The organism is Allobosea lupini (genome assembly GCF_900109525.1).
GTDB lineage: Bacteria > Pseudomonadota > Alphaproteobacteria > Rhizobiales > Beijerinckiaceae > Allobosea > Allobosea lupini.
The window spans coordinates 127,857-148,166 of record NZ_FOAN01000009.1 but is presented as its reverse complement, the minus strand read 5'-3'; the positions used below and the strand labels follow the sequence as shown (position 1 = coordinate 148,166).

Here is a 20,310-nt window from a genome sequence, read left to right as displayed (position 1 = left end):
TTGCGCATGTCGCAGCCCTGTCGAAACGAAAGTTGCCGGACGCTAAACGAGCAGCGTCGTATGGTCAAGCAGGATTAGAGCCGGCAATCGAGGCGTCGCTGGCCCAAGCCGCGATCGCGACATCGAGCGCTGCCTTCGGCGCGACCGCGGTCCAGCCCTCCATCTGGTGGCGGAACCATGTCACCTGCCGCTTGGCATAGGCGCGGGTATCGGCCTTGCCCCGAGCCACCGCCTCGTCCAGCGAGAGCCTGCCGTCGAGATGGGCGATCAGCCCGGGCACGCCATGGGCGCGCATCACCGGCAGCAGCGGATCGAGCCGGCGCTCGCGCAGGGCCGCGACCTCGTCGAGCGCGCCCTGGTCCATCATCACATCGAAGCGGGCGTCGATCCTGGCACGCACCAGCTCGCGCTCCGGCGCGAGGAAGAGCTTGAGCAGCTCCTGTCTGGCCAGCGGCCCCGGCCGCCTCGAACCCTGGAACGTCGCCAGCGAACGCCCGGTCGCTTCGAACACCTCCAGCGCCCGCATCACCCGCAAACGATCGCTCGGCCGCAGGCGCGCCGCCATTTCCGGATCCCTGCCGGCGAGCTCGGCATGCAGCTCGCCGGTCTCGCGCTGCTCCACCCGGGATCGGAAGGCGATGCGAACCTCGTCAGGCACCGGCGGGATATCCGAGAGGCCCTCGGTCAGCGCCTTGAAATAGAGCCCGGTGCCCCCGACCAGCACGGGCAAAGCGCCCTGCCCGGCCAGTTCCTGCAAGAGCGCACCGACTTCCGCCGCATAGGCCGCTGCCGAATGGTTCACTGCTCCGTCGACATGGCCATAGAGACGGTGCGGTACCTCGCCCATCTCCTCCGGCATCGGCCGTGCAGTGATGACCTGGAGGTCACGATAGACCTGCATCGAGTCGGCGTTGACCACGACGCCGCCGAAGCGCCTGGCGAGTTCGACGGCCAGCGCCGACTTGCCGCTCGCGGTCGGACCTGCGATGAGCACCGCGCTGTATTTCACTTGGTCTCCGGCTCCGTCATGACGCTCGTCGCCACCTTCGTCTCCGCCCATGGTCAGGCCCTGCTCGACGATGGCCTGCTCGCCCGCCTGCTCGCCGCGGCGCCCGCTCCGGCGACGGTCGAGCGCCTCGACGGCGAGATCGCGGCCGACCTCTTCGCGGAAGCGGGCGATGCACGCAAGCTCGAAGCGACATTGCGCGAGGCGCTGGACGGCGCCCCGGTCGACATCATCGTCCAGCCGGCCGCGACCCGCCGCAAGCGCCTGTTCCTCGCCGACATGGATTCCACCATGATCGGCCAGGAATGCATCGACGAGCTTGCCGCCTATGTCGGCCTGAAGGAGAAGGTCTCCGACATCACCGAGCGCGCCATGCGCGGCGAGCTCGAATTCGAGCCGGCGCTGCGCGAGCGCGTCGGCCTGCTGAAGGGCATCGCGCTCGGCGTCGTCGACGAGATCATCGAAAAAAGCATCACGCTGACGCCGGGCGGCAGCGCCCTGGTGCGCACCATGCGCGCCCATGGCGGCCATACCGCGCTGGTCTCGGGCGGCTTCACCGTCTTTACCGGCCCGATCAGCCGCACCATCGGCTTCGACGAGCACCGCTCCAACATCCTGCTGAGCGAGGGCAACCTGCTCGCCGGGCTGGTCGCCGAGCCGATCCTCGGCAAGCAGGCCAAGCTCGACGCGCTGATCGAACTGCGCACCCGTTTCGGCCTACCGGACGAGGCGACGCTCGCCGTCGGCGACGGTGCCAACGATCTTGCCATGCTGGGCGAGGCCGGGCTCGGCGTCGCCTATCGCGCCAAGCCGGCGGTGGCCGCCGCGGCCGATGCCCGCCTCGACCATGCCGACCTCACCGCCCTGCTCTACGCTCAGGGCTATCGCGGCGACGAGATCGTCCGGAACTGAGCCTCAATCCACGATGAACAGCCGCGCCCCGTTCGGCGAGCGCGAGCGATGCGGCTCGGCCTTGTCGGCAACCTGGTAGCTCATCCCGGCTCGCAGCCACATCACCCGGCCATCCGCCAAGGTGGTCTCCAGCTCGCCTTCCAGGCAGAGCAGGATATGCCCCTTCTCGCACCAGTGGTCCGAGACATAGCCGGGCGAGTATTCGACCATCCTGACGCGGATCGGATTGTCCGCCGGCCCGAAGCGACGCGTGCGCCAGGTCGCCTGCCCCTCTTCGCCTGGGAAATGTTCCGGCTCGACTGAGGACCAGTCGGTCGTGCCGAAGGGAATCTCGCTCATGCGCATGGACAGTCGCTCCGAAGCGTGTCCCGGCACCCTGCCGAAGAGGTTATCGCCCGACCAATGCAAAATGCTGATCGCTGCCATCGCCAAGGACAATCACCCGATAAAAAAGGCGGCCCGCAGGCCGCCTTTCGTTGTCTCTGGATCAGGCTGACGCGATCAGCTCATGGTCACCGCGACGAAGCGGACCTCGCCCTGGGCGTTCGAGACCAGCAGCAGGGCCGACTTCTTGCCCTCCTTCTTCAGGGCGTCGAGCCGCTTGGTGACGTCCTCCGGCGAGTTCACCGGCTCCTGGCCGACCTCGACCACCAGCTCGCCGACGAGGATGCGCTTGTCCGCGGCGTTGGAGTTGGCATCGACCTTGGTGATGACGACGCCCTTCAGCCCGTCCTTGATCGAGTAGCGCTTGCGCAGATCGTCGTTCTGCGCCGAGAACTCCAGGCCGAGCGCCGAGGCGGTCACCGGCTTGGCGGGCTCGCCCGCGGGCTTGTTGGCAGCAGCCTGCTGGACCTTCTCGCCATCCTCGAGCCGGGCGAGCTTGACCGTCTTGTTCAGTTCCTTGCCCTTGCGCATCACCTGGATCGGCACGTCCTTGCCGACCGCAGTGCCGGCGACGATGCGCGGCAGCTCGCGCGAATCCTTGACGTCCTTGCCGTCGAACTTGACGATCACGTCACCGACTTCGAGGCCGGCCGGCTTGGCCGGGCCCTTCTCGTCGATGCCGGCGATCAGCGCGCCGCGGGCGGTGCCGAGGCCGAGCGCCTCGGCGGCGGCGTCATCGACGTTCTGGATACGCACGCCGAGCCAGCCGCGGCGGGTCTCGCCGAACTCGCGCAGCTGATCGACGATGTTGGTCGCCAGCGACGACGGCACGGCAAAGCCGATGCCGACCGAGCCGCCGGTCGGCGACAGGATCGCGGTGTTGATGCCGATCACCTCGCCGGCCATGTTGAACAGCGGGCCGCCGGAATTGCCCTTGTTGATGGCCGCGTCGGTCTGGATATAGGTGTCGTAGGGACCCTGGTTGATGTCGCGGTTGCGGGCCGAGACGATGCCCGACGAGACCGAGCCGCCAAGGCCGAACGGGTTACCGATCGCCATCACGGGATCGCCGATCCGCATCTTGTCGGAATCGCCGAACTTGACGAAGGGCAGCGGCTTGTCGTGCTTCACGCGCAGCAGCGCGAGGTCGACCTTGGTGTCCTTGCCGATGACCTCGGCCTTGAGCCGCAGGCCGTCGCTGAACACCACGGTGATCTCGTTGGCATCGCCGATGACGTGGTTGTTGGTGACGACGAGGCCGGACGGATCGACCACGAAGCCCGAACCCGCCGATTGCGAGCGGCGCTGCTGCGGCGGCTGGTTCTGGTTCTGGCCCTGCTCGCCGCCGCGGCCGCGGCGGTTGAAGAATTCCTCGAACAGGTCGCCGAACGGGGTGTCGGGCCCGAGCTGCGGCAGCTGCGGCAGGTTGCGGCCGCGCGTCTCGCTGGTTGTCACCGCCGCGATGTTGACCACGGCCGGCATCACCCGCTCGGCGAGATCGGCCAACGAGATGGTGGTGCCGTGGGCCTGCGGCGTGGCCTGGACGTTGCCAGGCGCCGGCGTCACCTGGGCGAAGGCGGGCACCGTCGCGAACGCCATGCCGGCAACCGTCGCGATGCGCGCCAGGCGGTAGGCGTGGGAATGTTGGAATGCCATCGATGTCCTCATGATCATGATGATGTCGCGCCAAGAGACCGAGGGTGACGGGGTCGCCTTGACGGCATTGCAGCGCAGCCGGAATCCGAACGCAACTTAAGAACGCCAAAATACGGCGGAAGGGCGACGCAAGATTGCGTCATAATGCCGTGATCGCCGGAAAACGGCTCGGAGCCTGGGCAGAACCCGAGCGGCTCCCGTTTGAGGCCCTCAGAGCAGAATCCGCCCGGCTCGCAGCGCAAGCCGGGCGGATCTGGTTTCCATCAACTGCGAGCCAGCCAGACCAGGCCGACACCGACGATCGCCGAGACGATGCCGATCAGGCGCATCCGGTCCGCCGGAGTCTCGGAGGCGCTGCGCAGCGCCTCCTTGGCGATCTCCGGTATCGACGCGAAAAGCAGTCCCTCGATGGCGAAGACCAGGCCGAGCGCCGCGAGGAAATCTGTCATGCGCAACGCTCGGTCATAGGTCAGGGCTGTGGAGCCGCGGGCGTGGCCGGGGCTGCGTTCGTCGCCGCGCCGGCGCGCTTGCCGGACGGGTCGTTGAAGAATCGGAAGAACGGCGAGTCGGGCGTCAGCAGCATCCGCGTATCGCCGGACTTCAGGCTCGCTTCGTAAGCCTGCATCGAGCGGTAGAAGGCGAAGAACTCCGGATCCTTGCCGAAGCCCTCGGCGAAGATGCGGTTGCGCTCGCCCTCGCCCTGGCCGCGGATCTCGTCGGATTTCCGCTGCGCCTCGGCGACGATGATGATCGCGTCGCGTTCGGCTCGCGCCCGGATTTCCTGCGACTGCTGACCGCCGAGAGCGCGCGCTTCCGCCGCCTCGCGCTGGCGCTCGGTCTGCATGCGCTGGAACACGGCCTGCGAGTTGGCGGCCGGCAGGTCGACCCGGCGCAGGCGGACGTCGACCACGGTCATGCCGAAGCGGCCTGCCTCGCGGTTCACGTCGTCCCGGATGCGGTTCATCAGCCGCGAGCGGTCGTTGCGCACCATCGAGGTGAACGTCGCCTCGGCCAGGACCGAACGGACGTTACCGTTGACGATCGAGGCGAGCTGCGAATTGGCGCGCGGGATGTTGTTCACCGCCTGGTAGAAGCGCAGCGGATCGGAGATCCGGTAGCGCGTAAAGGCATCGACCACGAGCCGCTTCTGGTCCGACGCGATGATTTCCTGCGACGGCAGGTCGAGATCGAGGATGCGGTTGTCGAGATAGGTGACCTGCTCAAACGGCGCCGGCAGCTTGAAATAGAGCCCCGGCTGGGTGACGACGGTGCGCACGGCGCCGAAGCGCAGCACGATCGCCGACTGGGTCTGCTGGACGACGAAGGTCGCGGCATAGAAGACGATCGCGACGACGGCGATGACCGCCAGCACGGCGACGCGGAAAAGACCGTTCATCGCGTCGCTCCCTGCTGGGCCTGGCCCTGGGCCTGGCCGGCCGGTCGACGCTGCTGATGCTGGCCGATCTCACCGAGGGGCAGATAGGGCACGACGCCGTTGCCGGTGCCGTTCTGGTCGAGGATCACCTTGTCCATGCCGCCGAAGACGCGCTCCATGGTTTCGAGGAAGAGACGCTCGCGCGTGACCGCGGGGGCGTTCTTGTATTGGTCATAGACCGAGTTGAAACGGCTGATCTGGCCGAGCGCCTCGTTGACCGTCTGGTCCTTGAAGGCTTCGGCCGACTGCAGGAGCTGCGCGGCGCGGCCTCGCGACTCCGGCACGACCTGGTTCGCATAGGTCTCGGCCTGGTTGCGCAGGCGTTCCTGGTCGGCGCGGGCCGCCTGGACGTCGCGGAAGGCGTCGATGACCTGCTGCGGCGGATCGACCTTCTGCAGCTGCACGAGCCGGATCTGCACGCCGGCCCGGTAGGTGTTCAGCGTGTCCTGCATCAGCTGGCGCACTTCGGTCTCGATCGCGGCGCGATCGGTGGTCAGCACCGGCTGAATGTTGCGCCGGCCGATCACCTCGCGCATCGCGCTCTCGGCGACGGCCTTCACCGTGCCCGGCGGATCCTGGATATTGAAAACGAAGGCCTCGGGCGCGCCCGGATCGATCTGCCACTGCACGATCACGTCGATGTCGACGATGTTCTCGTCGCCGGTCAGCATCAGGCTTTCCTCGGCGATGTCGGTCTGGCGCGAGGTGCGCGCCGATTCGACCGTGCGGAAGCCGACTTCGGTGGTGATGACGTTGGTCACCTGCGGCTTGATCACGCTGCCGATCGGATAAGGCAGGTTGTAATTCAGGCCCTCGCCGGTCTTGCCGACATATTTCCCGAAGATCAGGTTGAGGCCCACCTCGTTGGGCCGCACCGTGTAGACGCCGGTTGCGAGCCAGAGCAGCACCAGGCCGAGACCGACGAGCAGGAGCCCGCGCCCGCCGAGATTGCCGCCCGGCATGAAGTTCTTCAGCCGATCCTGGCCGCGCCTGATGATCTCCTCGAGATCGGGCGGAGTGTTGCCGCCGGAAGGACCGCCGCCGCCCCAGGGACCGCCGCCATTGCCGCCGCCGCCGCGCTGGCCCCAGGGACCACCGCCACCGCCGCCGCCACTGCCGCCGCTTCCACCGCTCTGGTTACTCCAAGGCATGCCTCAGCCGTTCCTCATTCTTTGCTTCGACCGTGCATAGCTGAACGGTTGAACGCTGTCAGCGCCATCAGGCGCAATGGGCGTTGAATTGGGCATCGGCCACGGATTCGTCAACGACGCAAGCGCCTTTGGTCGTAGACCCTTCGTCGCAGTCTTTCATTCGACGGCTTGATCAGCTCACTCGGGCAGCGTTCCGCGAGGGCAGAAATCCGCGCTGTCGCCGAACACCCGAGCCAGAATCAGCGCCATTGCGTCAATCACGGTTCTGCAGCCGCCGGCTTGCATTCGATCGTCGGCATCTTCACCCTCGCCGATATTCGGTGGCTGCCGGGCATGCCAAACATGGCCGATCTTGCAGTCCCATGCCACATGCCATATGTAGGTACGTGCCTACATGGAGCTCAGCCATGGCCCGGATTACTCTTTCCAGTCGCGAGCTGAACCACGATGTCAGCAGCGCCAAGAAGGCCGCGCAGGAAGGCCCCGTCGTGATCACGGACCGTGGCAAGCCCTCGCATGTACTGATGACCTATGGCGAATTCCAACGCCTGAGCGGCAAACGCCGCAGTCTGGTGGAGGCGCTCGCCATGCCCGGCCTGGCGAGCATCGAGTTCGATCCGCCGCGCACCGAGATCGCGCCGCGCAAGATCGACCTGTCTTGAGCTATCTGCTCGACACCAACGTCGTCTCTGAGCTCCGCAAGATCGGTGACGGCAAGGCCGACAGCCGTGTCTTGGCCTGGATCGCGGCGGAAGACGCGGCGCGTTTCTTCATCTCGGCCATCACCATCCTCGAACTGGAACGAGGCGTGCTCGGCGTCCAGCGCCGGGACGCCGCGCAGGGCGCGCGCCTGCGAGCCTGGCTCGACAATCATGTCCGCCCGGAATTCGCCGGACGCATTCTGCCCGTCACTGCCGAGATCGCCACGCGCTGCGCACACCTCCACATCCCCGATCGGCGCAACGAAGTGGATGCGCTCATCGCCGCCACGGCGCTGGTCCACGATCTGGCCGTGGTGACGCGCAATGTCCGGGATTTCGAAGGCGCCGGCGTCGTCGTCATCGACCCGTGGCAAGGTTGACCGGATTCCCGACCGAAAACTCAAACCTGCTTGTCAAACGATGCGAAACTGAAGGCATGCTCGTCCTCGGGGCCCGCCGGATGCTCGCTGCGGGCGCTTTCGCGAAAGGCCGAGCGGTCGAAAGCCGGGAAGATCGCATCACCCTCGGGGCTGGCATGGACGAAGGTCAGCTCCAGCCGGTCCGCAAAGGGCAGCGCCTGCGCATAGACCTCGCCGCCGCCGGCGACGATGACGGCGCGCGCGCCCATCGCCTGCCCCAGCCGCTGCGCCGTTTCCAGCGCCTGGTCGAGTGTCGGCACGACGTAGACGCCGTCCGGCCCGAACTGCGGATCGCGCGACAGGACCACGCTCTGGCGCCCGGGCAAGGGTTTGCCGATCGACAGGAAGGTCTTGCGGCCCATGATGATCGGGCAGCCCATGGTCAGTTCGCGGAAGCGGCGCAAATCGGTCCGGAGCCGCCAGATCAGCTGGTTGTCGCGGCCGATCACGCCATTGTCGGCGATCGCGGCGATCAGGACGACGGGAAGCTTGCCCATCCGCTCAGCCCCCGGCGGCGAGCTTGCGCAGCGCTTCGCCGTCGAGCCTCTTCACCGTCCACTCGCTCTGCGCCACCGCGCCGATCGAGCGGTAGAACACCCGCGAGGGCTCGTTCCAGTTCAGCACCCACCAGGCGAAGCGCGACAGCCCCTCGTCGACGCAACGCTTGGCGAGGCGCACCATCAGCGCCTTGCCGATGCCGCGGCCGCGCTGCTCGGGCCTGACATAGAGGTCCTCGAGCCATATCCCGTGCCGGCCGGTGAAGGTCGAATAGGTGTAGAACCAGATCGCGAAACCGGCGGGCGCGCCGTCCCATTCGGCGATGTCGCAGAACACCCTGGGCTCGGGCCCGAACAGGGCGGCGGCCATGTCGGCTTCATCGGCCTCGACTTCGTGGAGCAGCTTCTCGTATTCGGCGAGCTCGCGCACGAAGGAGAGCACCAGCCCCTCTTCGCCCGGCCGGGCGGGACGGATCGTCAGCGTCATACCGCGATCGGGGCCTTGATCGCCGGATGCGGGTCATAGCCCTCGATCGCGATGTCCTCGAAGCGGAAATCCTCGAGCTTGCGCACCGCCTGGTTGAGCCTGAGGGTCGGCAACGCCCGCGGCGTCCGCGAAAGCTGCTCTCGCGTCTGGTCGAGATGGTTGAGATAGAGATGCGTGTCGCCGAAGGAGTGGACGAAATCGCCGACGGCGAGGCCGGTCACCTGCGCTACCATATGGGTCAGCAGCGCATAGCTTGCGATGTTGAAGGGTACGCCGAGGAAGACGTCGGCCGAGCGCTGGTAGAGCTGGCAGGATAGCCGTCCGTCGACGACGAAGAACTGGAAGAGGCAATGGCACGGCGCCAGCGCCATCTTCGGGATGTCGGCCGGGTTCCAGGCCGAGACGATCAGCCGGCGCGAATCGGGATTGCGCCTGATCTCGTCGACGAGCCAGGCGATCTGGTCGATCGTGCCGCCGTCCGGAGCCGGCCAGGAGCGCCATTGCCTGCCGTAGACCGGGCCGAGATCGCCGTTAGCATCGGCCCATTCGTCCCAGATGGTGACGCCGTTCTCCTGAAGATAGCGCACATTGGTGTCGCCGCGCAGGAACCAGATCAGCTCATGGATGATCGATTTCAGGTGCAGCTTCTTGGTCGTGACCAGCGGAAAGCCCTCCGACAGGTCGAAGCGCATCTGGTGGCCGAACAGAGCGAGCGTGCCGGTGCCGGTCCGGTCGTCCTTGCGGACGCCTTCGTCGAGGACGCGCTGCAGAAGGGCGTGATACTGGTGCATTGAACCCGAATTCGAATCTGAAAAGCGCGCGACTTTAGCGCCATCCGCGCCGGCGCGCTCCCCACCCGCCGCAGCTCTCAACCGCTTTTCACGCAGCCCTCGCGGCCAAGTCTCACGGCATCGAAATAAATCGTGATCGCCCAGGATATTGCAATGCCGAAGCGCCATCCCGATGTGAATGTCCGGTGAACAGAAGGGGCGCTTCGGGCCTGCGCTTGGAGCATCGGACGAAGGTGGCTTCCGGTTTACGGAACGACCCGATGCTCCATCAAGAGCCCGGCTGATGAGGATCGTATCATGAGCAGACTATCCATGCTGGCCGCGCTGCTTCTGGCAGTCGGCCTGGCAGGGCATGCTTCGGCGTCGGCTTCGGCTGAAGCCAAGCCTCAAAACCCGGCGACCGCCACCGCGCCGAAGATCACGGAATCGCAGGCGCGCTCGATCGCCTTCCGCCACGGCCTCGTCCACATCGAGGAGATCGCCCTCTCCGATTGGCGCTGGGAGATCGCCGGGCGCGCCCAGGGCGGTGTCGAGGTGACGCTCGATCTCAATGCCTATGATGGCTCGGTGGTCGGTGGTGCTGCAGCGCCCTGAACCCGGCTTCGGCTCCCGAAACAATGCGAAAGCCGCCGGCGTTTTCGGCGGCTTTCGCGCGCCTGCGCAGAAATTAGCCGGGAGGGCCTCCTGCTCTCTTTCCCCGCGCGCGCTCAGTGCCTATATTCGCCTTGCCGTCCGCAAGGCCGGCTATGGCGATAAACGGACTTCGGAATAAGCCTTTCGGACCCGGGGGCGGTACCCGGCGCCTCCACCACAGCCCTGCGGCGCGAGCAGCAGGGGACTTGCAGCCACAAGGTTGCAGGGCTGCGGCGGGGGCGAAATAGGATCGACGAGGGTGTAAAGGTTGTTCTTTTGCTCGGCATGGTACCGCCGTTATCGGGCCTAAAGCATAGTTGCCAACGACAACAATGCTCGGGTTGCTGTCGCCGCGTAAGCGGTGCTGGTTCCCAAACCAAAGCCCTTGCGTTTAGCCGCGTAAGGCGGGGCTCGGAGGCGCCTGGCAACAGAAGCCTCCACTTTTTTATGCGGCTGAGGCAGCCGGTGCGGAGCAGCAGAGGAGGTCTTCCTTTGCATGAGAAGCGCTCTAAACTAATGGAATCGGTCACGTTTTTCGTTTCGAGGAGCTTCCCTCCCGTCGTGGCGTGATCTAGAGGAGCGGAAACGGAACCCGGACCCGATGACCAAGGATATTCTCCGCTACGACCTGATGGTGCAGGACGCGCTCAAGGGCGTCGTCCGCAAGATCCTGGCCGAGGCGGGCCGTGACGGGCTCCCGGGCGAGCATCATTTCTACATCACCTTCCGGACCACCGCGCCGGGCGTGCGGCTGTCGCAGCGCCTGCGCGAGAAGCATCCGGACGAGATGACGATCGTGCTCCAGCACCAGTTCTGGGACCTCAACGTCAGCGACCACGCCTTCGAGGTCGGGCTCTCCTTCTCCGGCGTACCGGAGCGGCTGCTGATCCCCTATGACGCGATCACCACCTTCTTCGACCCGTCGGTCCAGTTCGGCCTGAAATTCGAGACGCAGGACGCCGCCGGCGAAGCGCAGGCGAGCGAGCCCGCCGCCCCGGCGAAGGCGCCGCGCGGCGCGGCCTCCGAGCCCAGCGTCGCCCCGGCCGCGCCCCTCGCCCTTCCGCCCAAGCCGGCGCAGAAGGCGCTGCCGGCGAGCGCGAAGAAGGAAGCAGCCGAAGCGGATGTCGTGGCCAGGCCCGAGACCGAGGAGGATGGCGGCGCCCAGGTCGTCAGCCTCGACGCCTTCCGCAAGAAGACCTGAGACCCAAGGACTTCCATCATGACCGGATTTCGCAGCGAGACCGATTCCTTCGGTCCGATCGACGTCGCCAATGACCGTTACTGGGCGGCGCAGACGCAGCGTTCTCTGCAGAACTTCAAGATCGGCGGCCCGGCCGAGCGCATGCCGCTGCCGGTCGTGCATGCGCTGGTCCTGGTGAAGAAGGCTGCGGCCACCGTCAATGCGAAGCTGGGCCTGCTCGACGGCAAGGTCGAGCAGGCGATCGTCCAGGCCGCCGACGAGGCGCTTGCCGGCAAGTTCGACGAGCATTTCCCACTCGTCGTCTGGCAGACCGGCTCCGGCACCCAGTCGAACATGAACGTCAACGAGGTGCTGGCCAACCGCGCCAACGAGATCTTGGGCGCCGGCCTCGGCAAGAAGAGCCCGGTCCACGCCAACGATCACGTCAACAAGGGCCAGTCCTCCAACGACAGCTTCCCGACCGCGATCCATATCGCCGCCGCGCTCGCCATCTCGAAGGACCTGCTGCCCGCCCTCGGCCGGCTGAAGGATGCCCTCGACGCCAAGGCGAAGGCCTTCGCCGATCTCGTCAAGATCGGCCGCACCCATCTCCAGGACGCGACCCCCGTCACGCTCGGCCAGGAATTCTCCGGCTATGTCGCTCAAGTTCAGCTCGGCATCGCCCGCATCGAGCAGACCCTGCCCGGCCTGCTGGCGCTCGCCCAGGGCGGCACCGCCGTCGGCACCGGCCTCAACGCCCATCCCGACTTCGCCAAGGCGTTCTCGGCCGAGGTCGCCAGGCTGACCGGCCTGCCCTTCCGCACCGCCGACAACCTGTTCGAGGCGCTCGCCAGCCATGGCGCCATCTCCTACAGCCACGGCGCGCTGACCGCGCTCGCCATGGACCTGTTCAAGATCGCCAACGACATCCGGCTGATGGGCTCGGGCCCGCGCTCCGGCCTCGGCGAAATCAGCCTGCCCGAGAACGAGCCGGGCTCCTCGATCATGCCCGGCAAGGTCAACCCGACCCAGGCCGAGGCGCTGACCATGGTCGCGACCCGCGTGCACGGCAACCAGGCGACCGTCACCTTCGCCGCCAGCCAGGGCCATTTCGAGCTCAACGTCTTCAAGCCGGTGATCGCGCAGGCTTTCCTGCAATCGGGTCGCCTCCTTGCGGACGCGGCCGACAGCTTCCGCACCAACTGCGTCGAGGGCATCGAGCCCAATCGCGAGCGCCTGACTGAGTTGCTCTCGCGCTCTCTCATGCTGGTGACGGCGCTGGCTCCCGCGATCGGCTACGACAAGGCGGCAAACATCGCCAAGGCGGCCCATCACAACGGCACGACCCTGCGCGAGGAAGCGCTGAAGGCCGGTGTCGACGGTGAGCTCTTTGACAAGACCGTCGTCGCCGAAGACATGCTCAACCCGGGCTGATCATGGCCGAGATCGTCAATCTCCGCCGCGCCCGCAAGGCCCGTGACCGTGCGAGCGCCGAGGCAAAGGCCGAGCAGAACCGGATCGCGTTCGGCCGGACCAAGGCCGAGCGCAAGCTGACCGAGGCGGAGAAGACGCTGGCCGAGCGGCGCCTTGAAGGCCATCGCCTCTCCGACGATCCCGGCGGCGAGGACAAGGCGTGAGCGGCAGACCATGAGCGGCCTGCGCAAGCGCTCGCTCGCCATCGCCGGCCACCGCACCAGCGTCTCGCTCGAGGAGCCGTTCTGGGATGCACTGAAGGAGATCGCGGCCGCCGAGAAACGGCCCATCGCCAGCCTGGTGGGCGAGGTCGATTCCGGCCGCGGCGAACTCAACCTCTCCTCGGCTCTGCGCCTGCGGGTGCTGGCGCATTATCGCGGGCGCCCCGAGCCCGCCAAGGTCACACCCGCGGACTGAGCAGCAGTCGCCGCGCCGTTTCGACCACGGCGCGCGTCAGATCGGCCAGCCTGTCGGCCGCGACCCGGTTGACCTGCCAGAACAGCGGCGTGTCCAGCACCCTGCCGGGCATCAGCTCGCAGAGCCGGCCGGCATCGAGATGCTCCCGCACCAGCAGTTCCGGATTGGCGCTCCAGCCGATGCCGAGCAGGCACGATTCGACGAAGCCCTGCGTCGACGGCACCCAATGCACGGGATGACTCGGGCTTTCGCCAAACGCGAGCTCCATCCATTGGCTCTGCAGGCGATCCTTCTGGTTGAAGACCAGCGAGGGTGCCTGCGCCAGCGCGGGCAATGTCACCCCGTCGGTAAAATGGCGCGCCATGAACACCGGGCTTGCCGTCGCGAGATAGCGCAGCGAGCCGAGCGGGATCACCCGGCAGCCCTGGATCGGCTTGTCCAGCGCCGTGACGGCGGCAAGCACCCGTCCCTGCCGCAGCCAGTCGGCGGTGTGCTCCTGATCGTCGACGGCGATGTCGAGGAGGTGCGGGCTCCGGTTCGTGAACGCGGCGACCGCGCCCAGAAACCAGGTTCCGAGGCTGTCGGCATTGGCGGCGACCCGCAGCGTGACACGCTGCTGCGGCTGCCCCGGCTCGGCCAGGGCCGGCAGCCGCGTCATCAGCTCGCCCTCGAGCAGGCCGACCTGCTCCATATGGCGGCACAGCCATTCGCCGCGCTCGGTCGCGATACAGGGCTGGCCCCTGATGATCAGCACCGTGCCAAGCCGCTCCTCGAGCTGCTTGACCCGCTGCGAGACGGCCGACGGCGTGACGTTCAGCGCCTGCGCCGCCTTGTCGAAGCTGCCGGTTCTGACAACGAGCGAGACGGCCTGCAGGGCGGGATAATCGAGCACAGAATTAGCTCTGCTTAATCGAGATAACGATGTTTAACTACACTAAGGCGGCGTTGACGCCTAGGCCGAACGGCGAAACGGGACCGCCGCTCATGCCCTTCTCCGTCTACGTCACCGGCTTCACCATGGGCCTCAGCTTGATCGTCGCCATCGGCGCCCAGAACAGCTTCGTGCTGCGGCAGGGCCTGCGTAACGAGCATGTCTTCGCGGTCTGCCTCACCTGCGCCTTGTCGGATGCGGTCCTGATCCTCGCCGGCGTCGTCGGCTTGAAGCAGGCGACGGCGATGCTGCCGATGCTGGAACCGGCCCTGCGCTATGGCGGCGCCGCTTTCCTGATCTGGTATGGGGCGCGCAGCCTGCTCTCGGCCTTGCGCTCATCCGAGGCGCTCGCGGTCGGCACCGCCGGAGGAGCAACACTGTCGGCCAGCCTGATCACCTGCGCGGCGCTGACCTGGCTCAACCCACATGTCTATCTCGACACCGTGCTGCTGATCGGCAGCATCGCCAGCCAGTTCCCCGGGCAGGAACTGGTCTTCGCCACGGGTGCAATGACCGCCTCCTTCCTGTTCTTCTTCGGGCTCGGCTATGGCGCCCGCTGGCTACGCCCGCTCTTCGCCGACCCCAGATCCTGGCGCATCCTCGACGGCATCGTCGCCGCCACCATGTGGGCGATCGCCTTCAAGCTGCTGCGGGGTGGTTGATGACCTCTCGTCCTTGACGCTTCCCTTCAGCCCTCATCCTGAGGAGCAGCCGAAGGTTGCGTCTCGAAGGATGCTTCACGAGGCTCCGGAACCAGCTGGACCATCCTTCGAGACGGCCCTGCGGGCCTCCTCAGGATGAGGCTCGCATGGAGAGCCGACGCCAGGGGCGAGCAAAGAATCTCGCACTCTCAGCGACTTACCAAGAAAGCTTGAATCAACCCCGCACCCGCTTGAATCAATGTCCCAGCGCCTTGAATCAGTTCTGCAGCGGCGAGCGCGACAGCGGCCGCGGCACCGGCTGGATGTCGAGCGGCGGCGGCAGCGGCGGCGCTTCGCCGCGCGGCCTGCCATAGCCCGGCGGATCGCCGGGAATATAGGAAGGCGGCGCGCCCTGCAGGATCATCGGCCCCGGTCGGCCCTCGATCGCGGCCCGGATCGCGGCTTGTCGTGCCCGCTCCTCGGCTTCGGCCTTGCGCCGCTCATCCTCGGCCTTGCGCAGTTCCTCCTGGCGTTTCGCGATCTCGGCCTTGCGCGCCTCCTCGGCGATGCGCGCCTCTTCCAGCCTGCGGGCGATCTCCGCTCGGCGTGCCTCCTCGGCCTGCCTCGCCTCTTCGGCGCGCCGGGCGATCTCGGCCTTGCGGGCTTCTTCGGCGAGTCTCGCCTCCTCCGCCTTGCGTGCCGCTTCCGCCCTGCGGGCCTCTTCGGCCAGCCTGGCCTCCTCGGCCTTGCGCGCCTCCTCGGCCCGCTTCTCCTCGGCGATCCGGCGCTCCTCCTCGGCCTTCAGGAATTCCGCGAGCTTGCGCTCGTTCTCGCGCAGCTCGCGCTCGGCCCGCAGGCGGCGGATATGCATCGCCCGCTCGCGCTGATCCGCCTCGAACGCCTCGACCCGCTCGATCTCGCGCGCCAGCGCCCGCGCCGCCACGACATTGGACAATGCGCCGACATCGGTCTCGCGCCGCGGCGCATCGAGCGGCCCGCGCCAGGCGACGCCGACCTGCGGCAACTGCTCCGGCCAGCCCTTCGGCGCCGCACCGAGCGGGCGCAGGTTGAGGCGCAGGTCGGCGGTCATCGCCCGCCAGTCGACCAGCCCCGTCGCGTCGGCCCTGAGGCCCGCACGCTCGATCGAGACGGGCGAGACCCGCAGCACGCCGGCCGCCTGGGTGAACGGGATGGTGACGTCGCCCAGCGGCCAGCTCCCCTTCTCCAGCGCTTCGCCGATCCGGTCCTGCAGGCGCCCCGTCTCGCTTTCGGACGCGTCATCGCCAGTCGCGGCGATCACTTTGGAGATCGCTGCGGGGTCGAAGCGCGCTATGCCGGCGTCCGCAACGCTGATCGAGCCGGCGCCGCCAAGCGCCGCGATCAGGCGCGCCGGACTCTCGCCCGAGCCGCCGGCCTCGAAGCTCCCCGACAGCTTGCCGGTCAGCGCCCCCTTGGTCAGCGAGGCCAGGTCGAGCCCGGTGAGGCCGAGCCTGCCGGTGATCTGCGCCAGGCCGCCTTCGCGCCGGGCCGTGAGCCGCCCACTGACCTCGCCGCCGGCATGGCTGCCACGGAGATTGTCGAGGACGAGCCCGTCCGGTCCGGCCGCAAGGTCGAGCCGCGCCTTGGCCAGGGCAATGCGATCGGTCAGGTCGAACCGCTCGGCGGAAAGACCCAGCCTGACCTCGCCGAGCCCTGTCGCGCCCTGGAACCGGCTCGGCGACCACTGGCTGCCTGCGACCGGCTGCGCCTGGCCGATCACCGCCGTGAGCGCGGGCTGCAATGCGATATAGGGGAGATCGAGCCGCCCGCCGATCCCGCGCTCGGCCGAGAAGCTCAGCGCGCCGCGTGCGGCCTTGCCGCCGGCATTGACGACGAGATCGTCGAGCCTGGCCTCATCGCCGAAGCTGACGCGCCCGGAGGCATCGAGGACGCCATCCGGAACCAGCCGCGCCAACCCGTCCGGCAGGACCTGATCCGGCCCGTCGGCCTGCAGGCTGAGCCGTGCCCCGCCTCCGGCGCCTTCCAGAACCAGCATCAGCCCAGGCCCGGCGAGCGAACCGACCGGCCCATTCGGCCCGAAGCCGAGCGAAAGCTCGCCCGAGCCGCCGCGTGCCGGGCGCGGCAGGCCGAAGGCGGCGAAGGCGCGGCGCCGGTCGTCGAGCGAGAGCTTCACATCGCCGCCGCTCCACTGCCCGGTCGCATCGAGCTTGCCATTGAGAGAGAGCCGCCCGGCCTGGGCCGATCCATCCGCCACGACGCTGGTCTCGCCATTGGGCGCGCGCGCAAGCCTGAAGCTGGCATCGATGCCGGCGAGCCCGTCCTCGATCCGCGGCAGCACGCGCCGGAAGCCTTCCGGCAGCAGCGGACCGGCCAGCGCCGTCAGCGCGGCGAAACGCGGCGCGCGCACCCGCCCGGCAATCTCGCCGCCGCCCGGCAACAGTGCCCCCTCGCCCTCGACCTTGACGCCACCGAAGCCATCGACCGCGAGACGGCTGAGACGCCAGTCGCTGCCCTGCCGGGTCAGCGCGAGCCGGGCCGAGCCCGGTGGTGTCGAAAGGTAGCGCAACCCGTTCAGTGTCAGATCCAGCGAAAGATCGCGCCGCCCGGCGAGCGCGTTGAGGCTGTCGCCGGCTGGCAGGGTCGAAAGGTCGAGCCCGTTCACCGTCAGTTTGGCATCGAGCCGGCCGGGCGTGATCGCGCCGGAGCCTTCGAGCCGCGGCCCGGAGCCCGCCCGCGCGGTCATGCGGGTGATCGCGAGACGCTCATCGCTCCAGTCCAGCGCAGCCGTGCCGTCGACGCTGCGCAATGCGGCGAAGCTGTCGGCCAGCCCGGCCTCGACGCCGAGCCGCGTCAGCGCCAGCGCCGCCCGGCGTGCATCGGGCGCTTTCGCCTCGACCGTGCCGCGGAAGCCCTGGCCGTCGAGCGCACCGCGCGCCTCGAGGACCGCATTGGCAATCCTGACCGTGGCGCTGCCTGCATCGAGCCCATCGCCATCGAGCTTGCCGCGCAAGGCAAAGCCGCTGAAGTCCTCGCCGCGCCAGACGATCTGGTCGAGATCCAGCGAAAGCTCAACCGGCCCCGGCAGTGCCTGCAAGGCGCGCTGATAGCCCGGCCGCTGCGCCAGCGCCTCGGTCAGCACATCGGCATCGAGCCGGCGCGCCTTGAGCTGGAGGCTGCCTTTGCTGTCCGCCGGATTGAACGAGCCCTCGCCCTCCAACCGCGCGGCTCCGCCGGCGATCTCGATGGCGAGGCTAGAGAAGTCGAGACGCCGGCTATCGCCGCTCACGCGTCCGGCGAGACCGACCGCGCCGCCGGGCGCGATCGTGAAGCCGCCATCCAGTCCCGGCCGAACGCTCTGCTCTGCACCAGCCAGGATCAGCGAACCGTCGAAGCCGAATTGCGTCTGCTCGCCGGTGACCGAGGCCTTGGTCCGCAGCCGCCCATCGGCTTCGATCGCGCCGGTGGCGAAGCGCAGGGACGAGCCGGCGATCTCGCCCTCGACACGCCAGGGGCCGTGCAGGGCGACGGCCGAGACGTCGACGGAGATCGGGGCCAGCGTCTGCGCCGCCTTGCCGGGCTCGCGCCAGATCACGGCCGAGCGGCGGATCGCCAGGCGATCGATGGCCGTCTCGCTCGGAAGGCCCGCACCCTCGCGGGCCGGCAGGGCGATGGCGCCGGTCTCGTCTGCAACCAGATTGAGCGTCAGCCCGTCGGCCTCGGCTTCGACCAGCCTGAACTCGCCGCGTGCCAGCGGCGCCAGGGCGAGCTCGGCCGTCAATGTCTCGATGGTCGCCGCGCTGGCCGCGTTGCCGCTGGAGCCGAGACGCACCTGGCCCAGCACCAGCCGTGGCGATGGCAGGAGCCGCAGCCCGATCTCGCCGGCGACGCGCGTCTCCACGCCGAGCGCAGCGCTGATGCGCCGCTCGAAATGGGGCCTGTACTCGCGCCAGTCGACGAAGCCAGGCCCCAGTAGCGCGGCCAGCAACGCCGCGACGAGCAGCCCGGCCAGTAGGGTCAGGGCCTCACGCACGCTCTTGCATCGATCCTCGATATGTCGACGGGGCGATCATGCACGCAAGTCGCGGCAGGATCACGACATTCTTGCGAATGATCCCCGTTCGGAATGTCACAAGGCGATGATCTTGCCGGGATTGAGGATGTTCTGCGGATCGAGCGCGCGCTTGATCAGCCGCATGGTGGCGAGCGCGGCCGGGCTGTGCTCGATCGTGAGGTACTTCATCTTCTTCTGGCCGACGCCGTGTTCACCGGTGCAGGTCCCCTCCATGGCGAGTGCCCGCTTGACCAGCCGGTCGATGAAGGCCTCGCAGCGCACGATCTCGTCGGGATCGTTAAGGTCGACCAGCGGCTGCGTATGGAAATTGCCGTCGCCGACATGCCCGACAATCGGCGCGATCAGCCCGGACGCCTCGATGTCGCGCTTGGTCTCGTCGACACATTCTGCCAGCCGCGAGATCGGCACGCAGACATCGGTCGCGACCGATTCCGCACCCGGCCGCAGGGCGCGCGCCGCCCAATAGGCGTCGTGCCGTGCCTGCCACAGCTTCGTGCGATCCTCCGGCCTCGTCGCCCAGTCGAACGCCCCGCCGCCGAACTCCGCCGCGATCTCGCCGAAGCGCTCGGCCTGCTCCTTCACACCCTCCTCGGAGCCATGGAACTCGACGAACAGCATCGTCGTTTCCGGCAGCCCGAGCTTGGAGTGCAGGTTGACGCCACGCATCATCACGTCGTCGACCAGCTCGATCCGCGCCACCGGCAGGCCGGACTGGATCGTCATGATGGTCGCATCGCACGCCGCCTTCACCGAGGGGAACGAGCAGACGCCGGCCGACATCGCCTCGGGAATACCATGCAGCTTCAGCGTCACCTCGGTGATGATGCCGAGCGTGCCTTCCGAGCCGACCAGCAGGCGGGTGAGATCGTAGCCGGCCGAGGATTTGCGCGCGCGGCTGGCGGTCTTGACGATCGAACCGTCGGCCATCACCGCGGTCAGTGCGATGACATTGTCCTTCATCGTGCCGTAGCGCACCGCATTGGTGCCGGAGGCGCGCGTCGCCGCCATGCCGCCGATCGAGGCGTCGGCGCCCGGATCGATCGGGAAGAACAGACCCTGGTCACGCAAATGCTCGTTCAGCTCCTTGCGGGTGATGCCGGGCTCGACGGTGCAGTCGAGGTCCTCGGCATGGACCGCGACGACCCGCTTCATCTGCGACATGTCGATGCAGACGCCGCCGAAGGGCGCGTTGACATGGCCCTCCAGCGAAGTGCCCGTGCCGAAGGCGATCGCCGGAACGCCATGCTGGGCGCAGAGCTTCACGATGGAAGCCACCTCCTCGGTGCTCTCAGGGTAGACGACAGCGTCCGGCGGCTGGTTCGGGATCCAGGTCAGGGTATGGCCGTGCTGCTGCCGGACCGCGAGACTGGTCACGAGCCGGTTGCCGAACAGCGCCGCCAGCGCCTGCGTCAGCGCCGCAACGGCCTGCGGCGATGGCGGCAGCTCTGCAGCAGGAGCATGGTGGGGCACGGAAGCTGTAGAAGGCATTGTCATGGCTGGAGAACTTCGCCTAGTCTGGAATGG

The 20,310-nt window shown here is 67.8% G+C and carries 21 protein-coding genes and 1 other RNA gene; 10 read left to right on the top strand and 12 right to left on the bottom strand.

Annotation, left to right across the window (positions count from 1 at the left end; genetic code table 11):
• Nucleotides 1-64: 64 nt before the first annotated feature.
• A complete protein-coding gene (gene miaA / locus BMZ21_RS23820; RefSeq protein ID WP_091840769.1) occupies nt 65-1,060 on the bottom strand; it encodes a tRNA (adenosine(37)-N6)-dimethylallyltransferase MiaA in 996 nt (331 codons plus the stop codon).
• On the opposite strand from miaA, the gene serB reads away from it, so the two are divergent.
• Nucleotides 1,028-1,918, top strand: coding sequence for a phosphoserine phosphatase SerB (gene serB / locus BMZ21_RS23815; RefSeq protein WP_091840767.1), 891 nt, complete (start codon nt 1,028-1,030; stop codon nt 1,916-1,918). The genes miaA and serB overlap by 33 nt on opposite strands.
• 3 nt (nt 1,919-1,921) lie before the next feature.
• Here serB and BMZ21_RS23810 read toward each other — a convergent pair whose 3' ends face one another.
• The 5 genes from BMZ21_RS23810 to hflK form a co-directional block, all read right to left on the bottom strand.
• Nucleotides 1,922-2,263, bottom strand: a complete 342-nt coding sequence (locus BMZ21_RS23810) for a DHCW motif cupin fold protein (protein ID WP_091840579.1) — start codon at nt 2,261-2,263, stop codon at nt 1,922-1,924.
• A 156-nt stretch (nt 2,264-2,419) separates the two neighbouring features.
• Nucleotides 2,420-3,958, bottom strand: a complete 1,539-nt coding sequence (locus BMZ21_RS23805) for a Do family serine endopeptidase (RefSeq protein WP_244543982.1) — start codon at nt 3,956-3,958, stop codon at nt 2,420-2,422.
• A 263-nt stretch (nt 3,959-4,221) separates the two neighbouring features.
• Nucleotides 4,222-4,407, bottom strand: coding sequence for a DUF2065 domain-containing protein (locus BMZ21_RS23800; RefSeq protein WP_091840576.1), 186 nt, complete (start codon nt 4,405-4,407; stop codon nt 4,222-4,224).
• 20 nt (nt 4,408-4,427) lie between these two features.
• Nucleotides 4,428-5,354, bottom strand: coding sequence for a protease modulator HflC (gene hflC / locus BMZ21_RS23795; RefSeq protein WP_091840573.1), 927 nt, complete (start codon nt 5,352-5,354; stop codon nt 4,428-4,430).
• The gene (gene hflK / locus BMZ21_RS23790) at nt 5,351-6,544 is read right to left on the bottom strand and encodes an FtsH protease activity modulator HflK (RefSeq protein WP_091840571.1); all 1,194 of its coding nucleotides are present in this window, start codon (nt 6,542-6,544) and stop codon (nt 5,351-5,353) included. The genes hflC and hflK overlap by 4 nt, the downstream gene beginning before the upstream one ends.
• 407 nt (nt 6,545-6,951) lie before the next feature.
• On the opposite strand from hflK, the gene BMZ21_RS23785 reads away from it, so the two are divergent.
• On the top strand, nt 6,952-7,206 hold the full coding sequence (locus tag BMZ21_RS23785; RefSeq protein ID WP_091840569.1) for a type II toxin-antitoxin system Phd/YefM family antitoxin: 255 nt from the start codon (nt 6,952-6,954) through the stop codon (nt 7,204-7,206).
• A complete protein-coding gene (locus BMZ21_RS23780; RefSeq protein ID WP_091840566.1) occupies nt 7,203-7,625 on the top strand; it encodes a type II toxin-antitoxin system VapC family toxin in 423 nt (140 codons plus the stop codon). Before BMZ21_RS23785 ends, BMZ21_RS23780 begins: the two co-directional genes overlap by 4 nt.
• A gap of 20 nt (nt 7,626-7,645) precedes the next feature.
• Here BMZ21_RS23780 and BMZ21_RS23775 read toward each other — a convergent pair whose 3' ends face one another.
• The 3 genes from BMZ21_RS23775 to BMZ21_RS23765 are packed head-to-tail and all read right to left on the bottom strand — an operon-like array spanning nt 7,646 to nt 9,439.
• The gene (locus BMZ21_RS23775; protein WP_091840564.1) at nt 7,646-8,161 is read right to left on the bottom strand and encodes a dihydrofolate reductase; all 516 of its coding nucleotides are present in this window, start codon (nt 8,159-8,161) and stop codon (nt 7,646-7,648) included.
• A gap of 4 nt (nt 8,162-8,165) precedes the next feature.
• Nucleotides 8,166-8,648 (bottom strand): GNAT family N-acetyltransferase, encoded by a 483-nt coding sequence (locus tag BMZ21_RS23770; RefSeq protein ID WP_091840563.1) that lies wholly within the window; start codon nt 8,646-8,648, stop codon nt 8,166-8,168.
• Nucleotides 8,645-9,439 (bottom strand): thymidylate synthase, encoded by a 795-nt coding sequence (locus BMZ21_RS23765; RefSeq protein WP_091840560.1) that lies wholly within the window; start codon nt 9,437-9,439, stop codon nt 8,645-8,647. The genes BMZ21_RS23770 and BMZ21_RS23765 overlap by 4 nt, the downstream gene beginning before the upstream one ends.
• 297 nt (nt 9,440-9,736) lie before the next feature.
• Between BMZ21_RS23765 and BMZ21_RS23760 the strand changes: the two genes are divergently transcribed.
• From BMZ21_RS23760 to BMZ21_RS23735, 6 genes are all read left to right on the top strand, one after another.
• A complete protein-coding gene (locus BMZ21_RS23760; protein WP_091840557.1) occupies nt 9,737-10,033 on the top strand; it encodes a PepSY domain-containing protein in 297 nt (98 codons plus the stop codon).
• Nucleotides 10,034-10,127: 94 nt separating this feature from the next.
• Nucleotides 10,128-10,514, top strand: a transfer-messenger RNA (tmRNA) gene (gene ssrA / locus BMZ21_RS23755).
• 159 nt (nt 10,515-10,673) lie between these two features.
• A complete protein-coding gene (locus BMZ21_RS23750; RefSeq protein WP_091840555.1) occupies nt 10,674-11,273 on the top strand; it encodes an SspB family protein in 600 nt (199 codons plus the stop codon).
• Nucleotides 11,274-11,291: 18 nt separating this feature from the next.
• A complete protein-coding gene (fumC, locus tag BMZ21_RS23745; RefSeq protein WP_091840552.1) occupies nt 11,292-12,686 on the top strand; it encodes a class II fumarate hydratase in 1,395 nt (464 codons plus the stop codon).
• A gap of 2 nt (nt 12,687-12,688) precedes the next feature.
• The gene (locus BMZ21_RS23740) at nt 12,689-12,889 is read left to right on the top strand and encodes a DUF4169 family protein (RefSeq protein ID WP_091840549.1); all 201 of its coding nucleotides are present in this window, start codon (nt 12,689-12,691) and stop codon (nt 12,887-12,889) included.
• Nucleotides 12,890-12,899: 10 nt separating this feature from the next.
• Entirely contained in the window at nt 12,900-13,142 is a 243-nt protein-coding gene (locus BMZ21_RS23735; RefSeq protein ID WP_091840547.1) for a ribbon-helix-helix domain-containing protein, read from the top strand.
• Here the strand turns inward: BMZ21_RS23735 and BMZ21_RS23730 are convergent.
• Entirely contained in the window at nt 13,126-14,034 is a 909-nt protein-coding gene (locus tag BMZ21_RS23730) for a LysR family transcriptional regulator ArgP (protein WP_091840544.1), read from the bottom strand. The genes BMZ21_RS23735 and BMZ21_RS23730 overlap by 17 nt on opposite strands.
• A 92-nt stretch (nt 14,035-14,126) precedes the next feature.
• Here BMZ21_RS23730 and BMZ21_RS23725 point away from each other — a divergent pair, with 92 nt between their 5' ends.
• The gene (locus tag BMZ21_RS23725; RefSeq protein ID WP_091840542.1) at nt 14,127-14,735 is read left to right on the top strand and encodes a LysE/ArgO family amino acid transporter; all 609 of its coding nucleotides are present in this window, start codon (nt 14,127-14,129) and stop codon (nt 14,733-14,735) included.
• A 256-nt stretch (nt 14,736-14,991) separates the two neighbouring features.
• On the opposite strand, the gene BMZ21_RS23720 is transcribed toward BMZ21_RS23725, so the two are convergent.
• Both BMZ21_RS23720 and BMZ21_RS23715 read right to left on the bottom strand, forming a co-directional pair.
• A complete protein-coding gene (locus tag BMZ21_RS23720; RefSeq protein ID WP_091840539.1) occupies nt 14,992-18,744 on the bottom strand; it encodes an AsmA family protein in 3,753 nt (1,250 codons plus the stop codon).
• A 96-nt stretch (nt 18,745-18,840) separates the two neighbouring features.
• Entirely contained in the window at nt 18,841-20,280 is a 1,440-nt protein-coding gene (locus BMZ21_RS23715) for an FAD-linked oxidase C-terminal domain-containing protein (RefSeq protein WP_244543981.1), read from the bottom strand.
• Between the last annotated feature and the right edge of the window lie 30 nt (nt 20,281-20,310).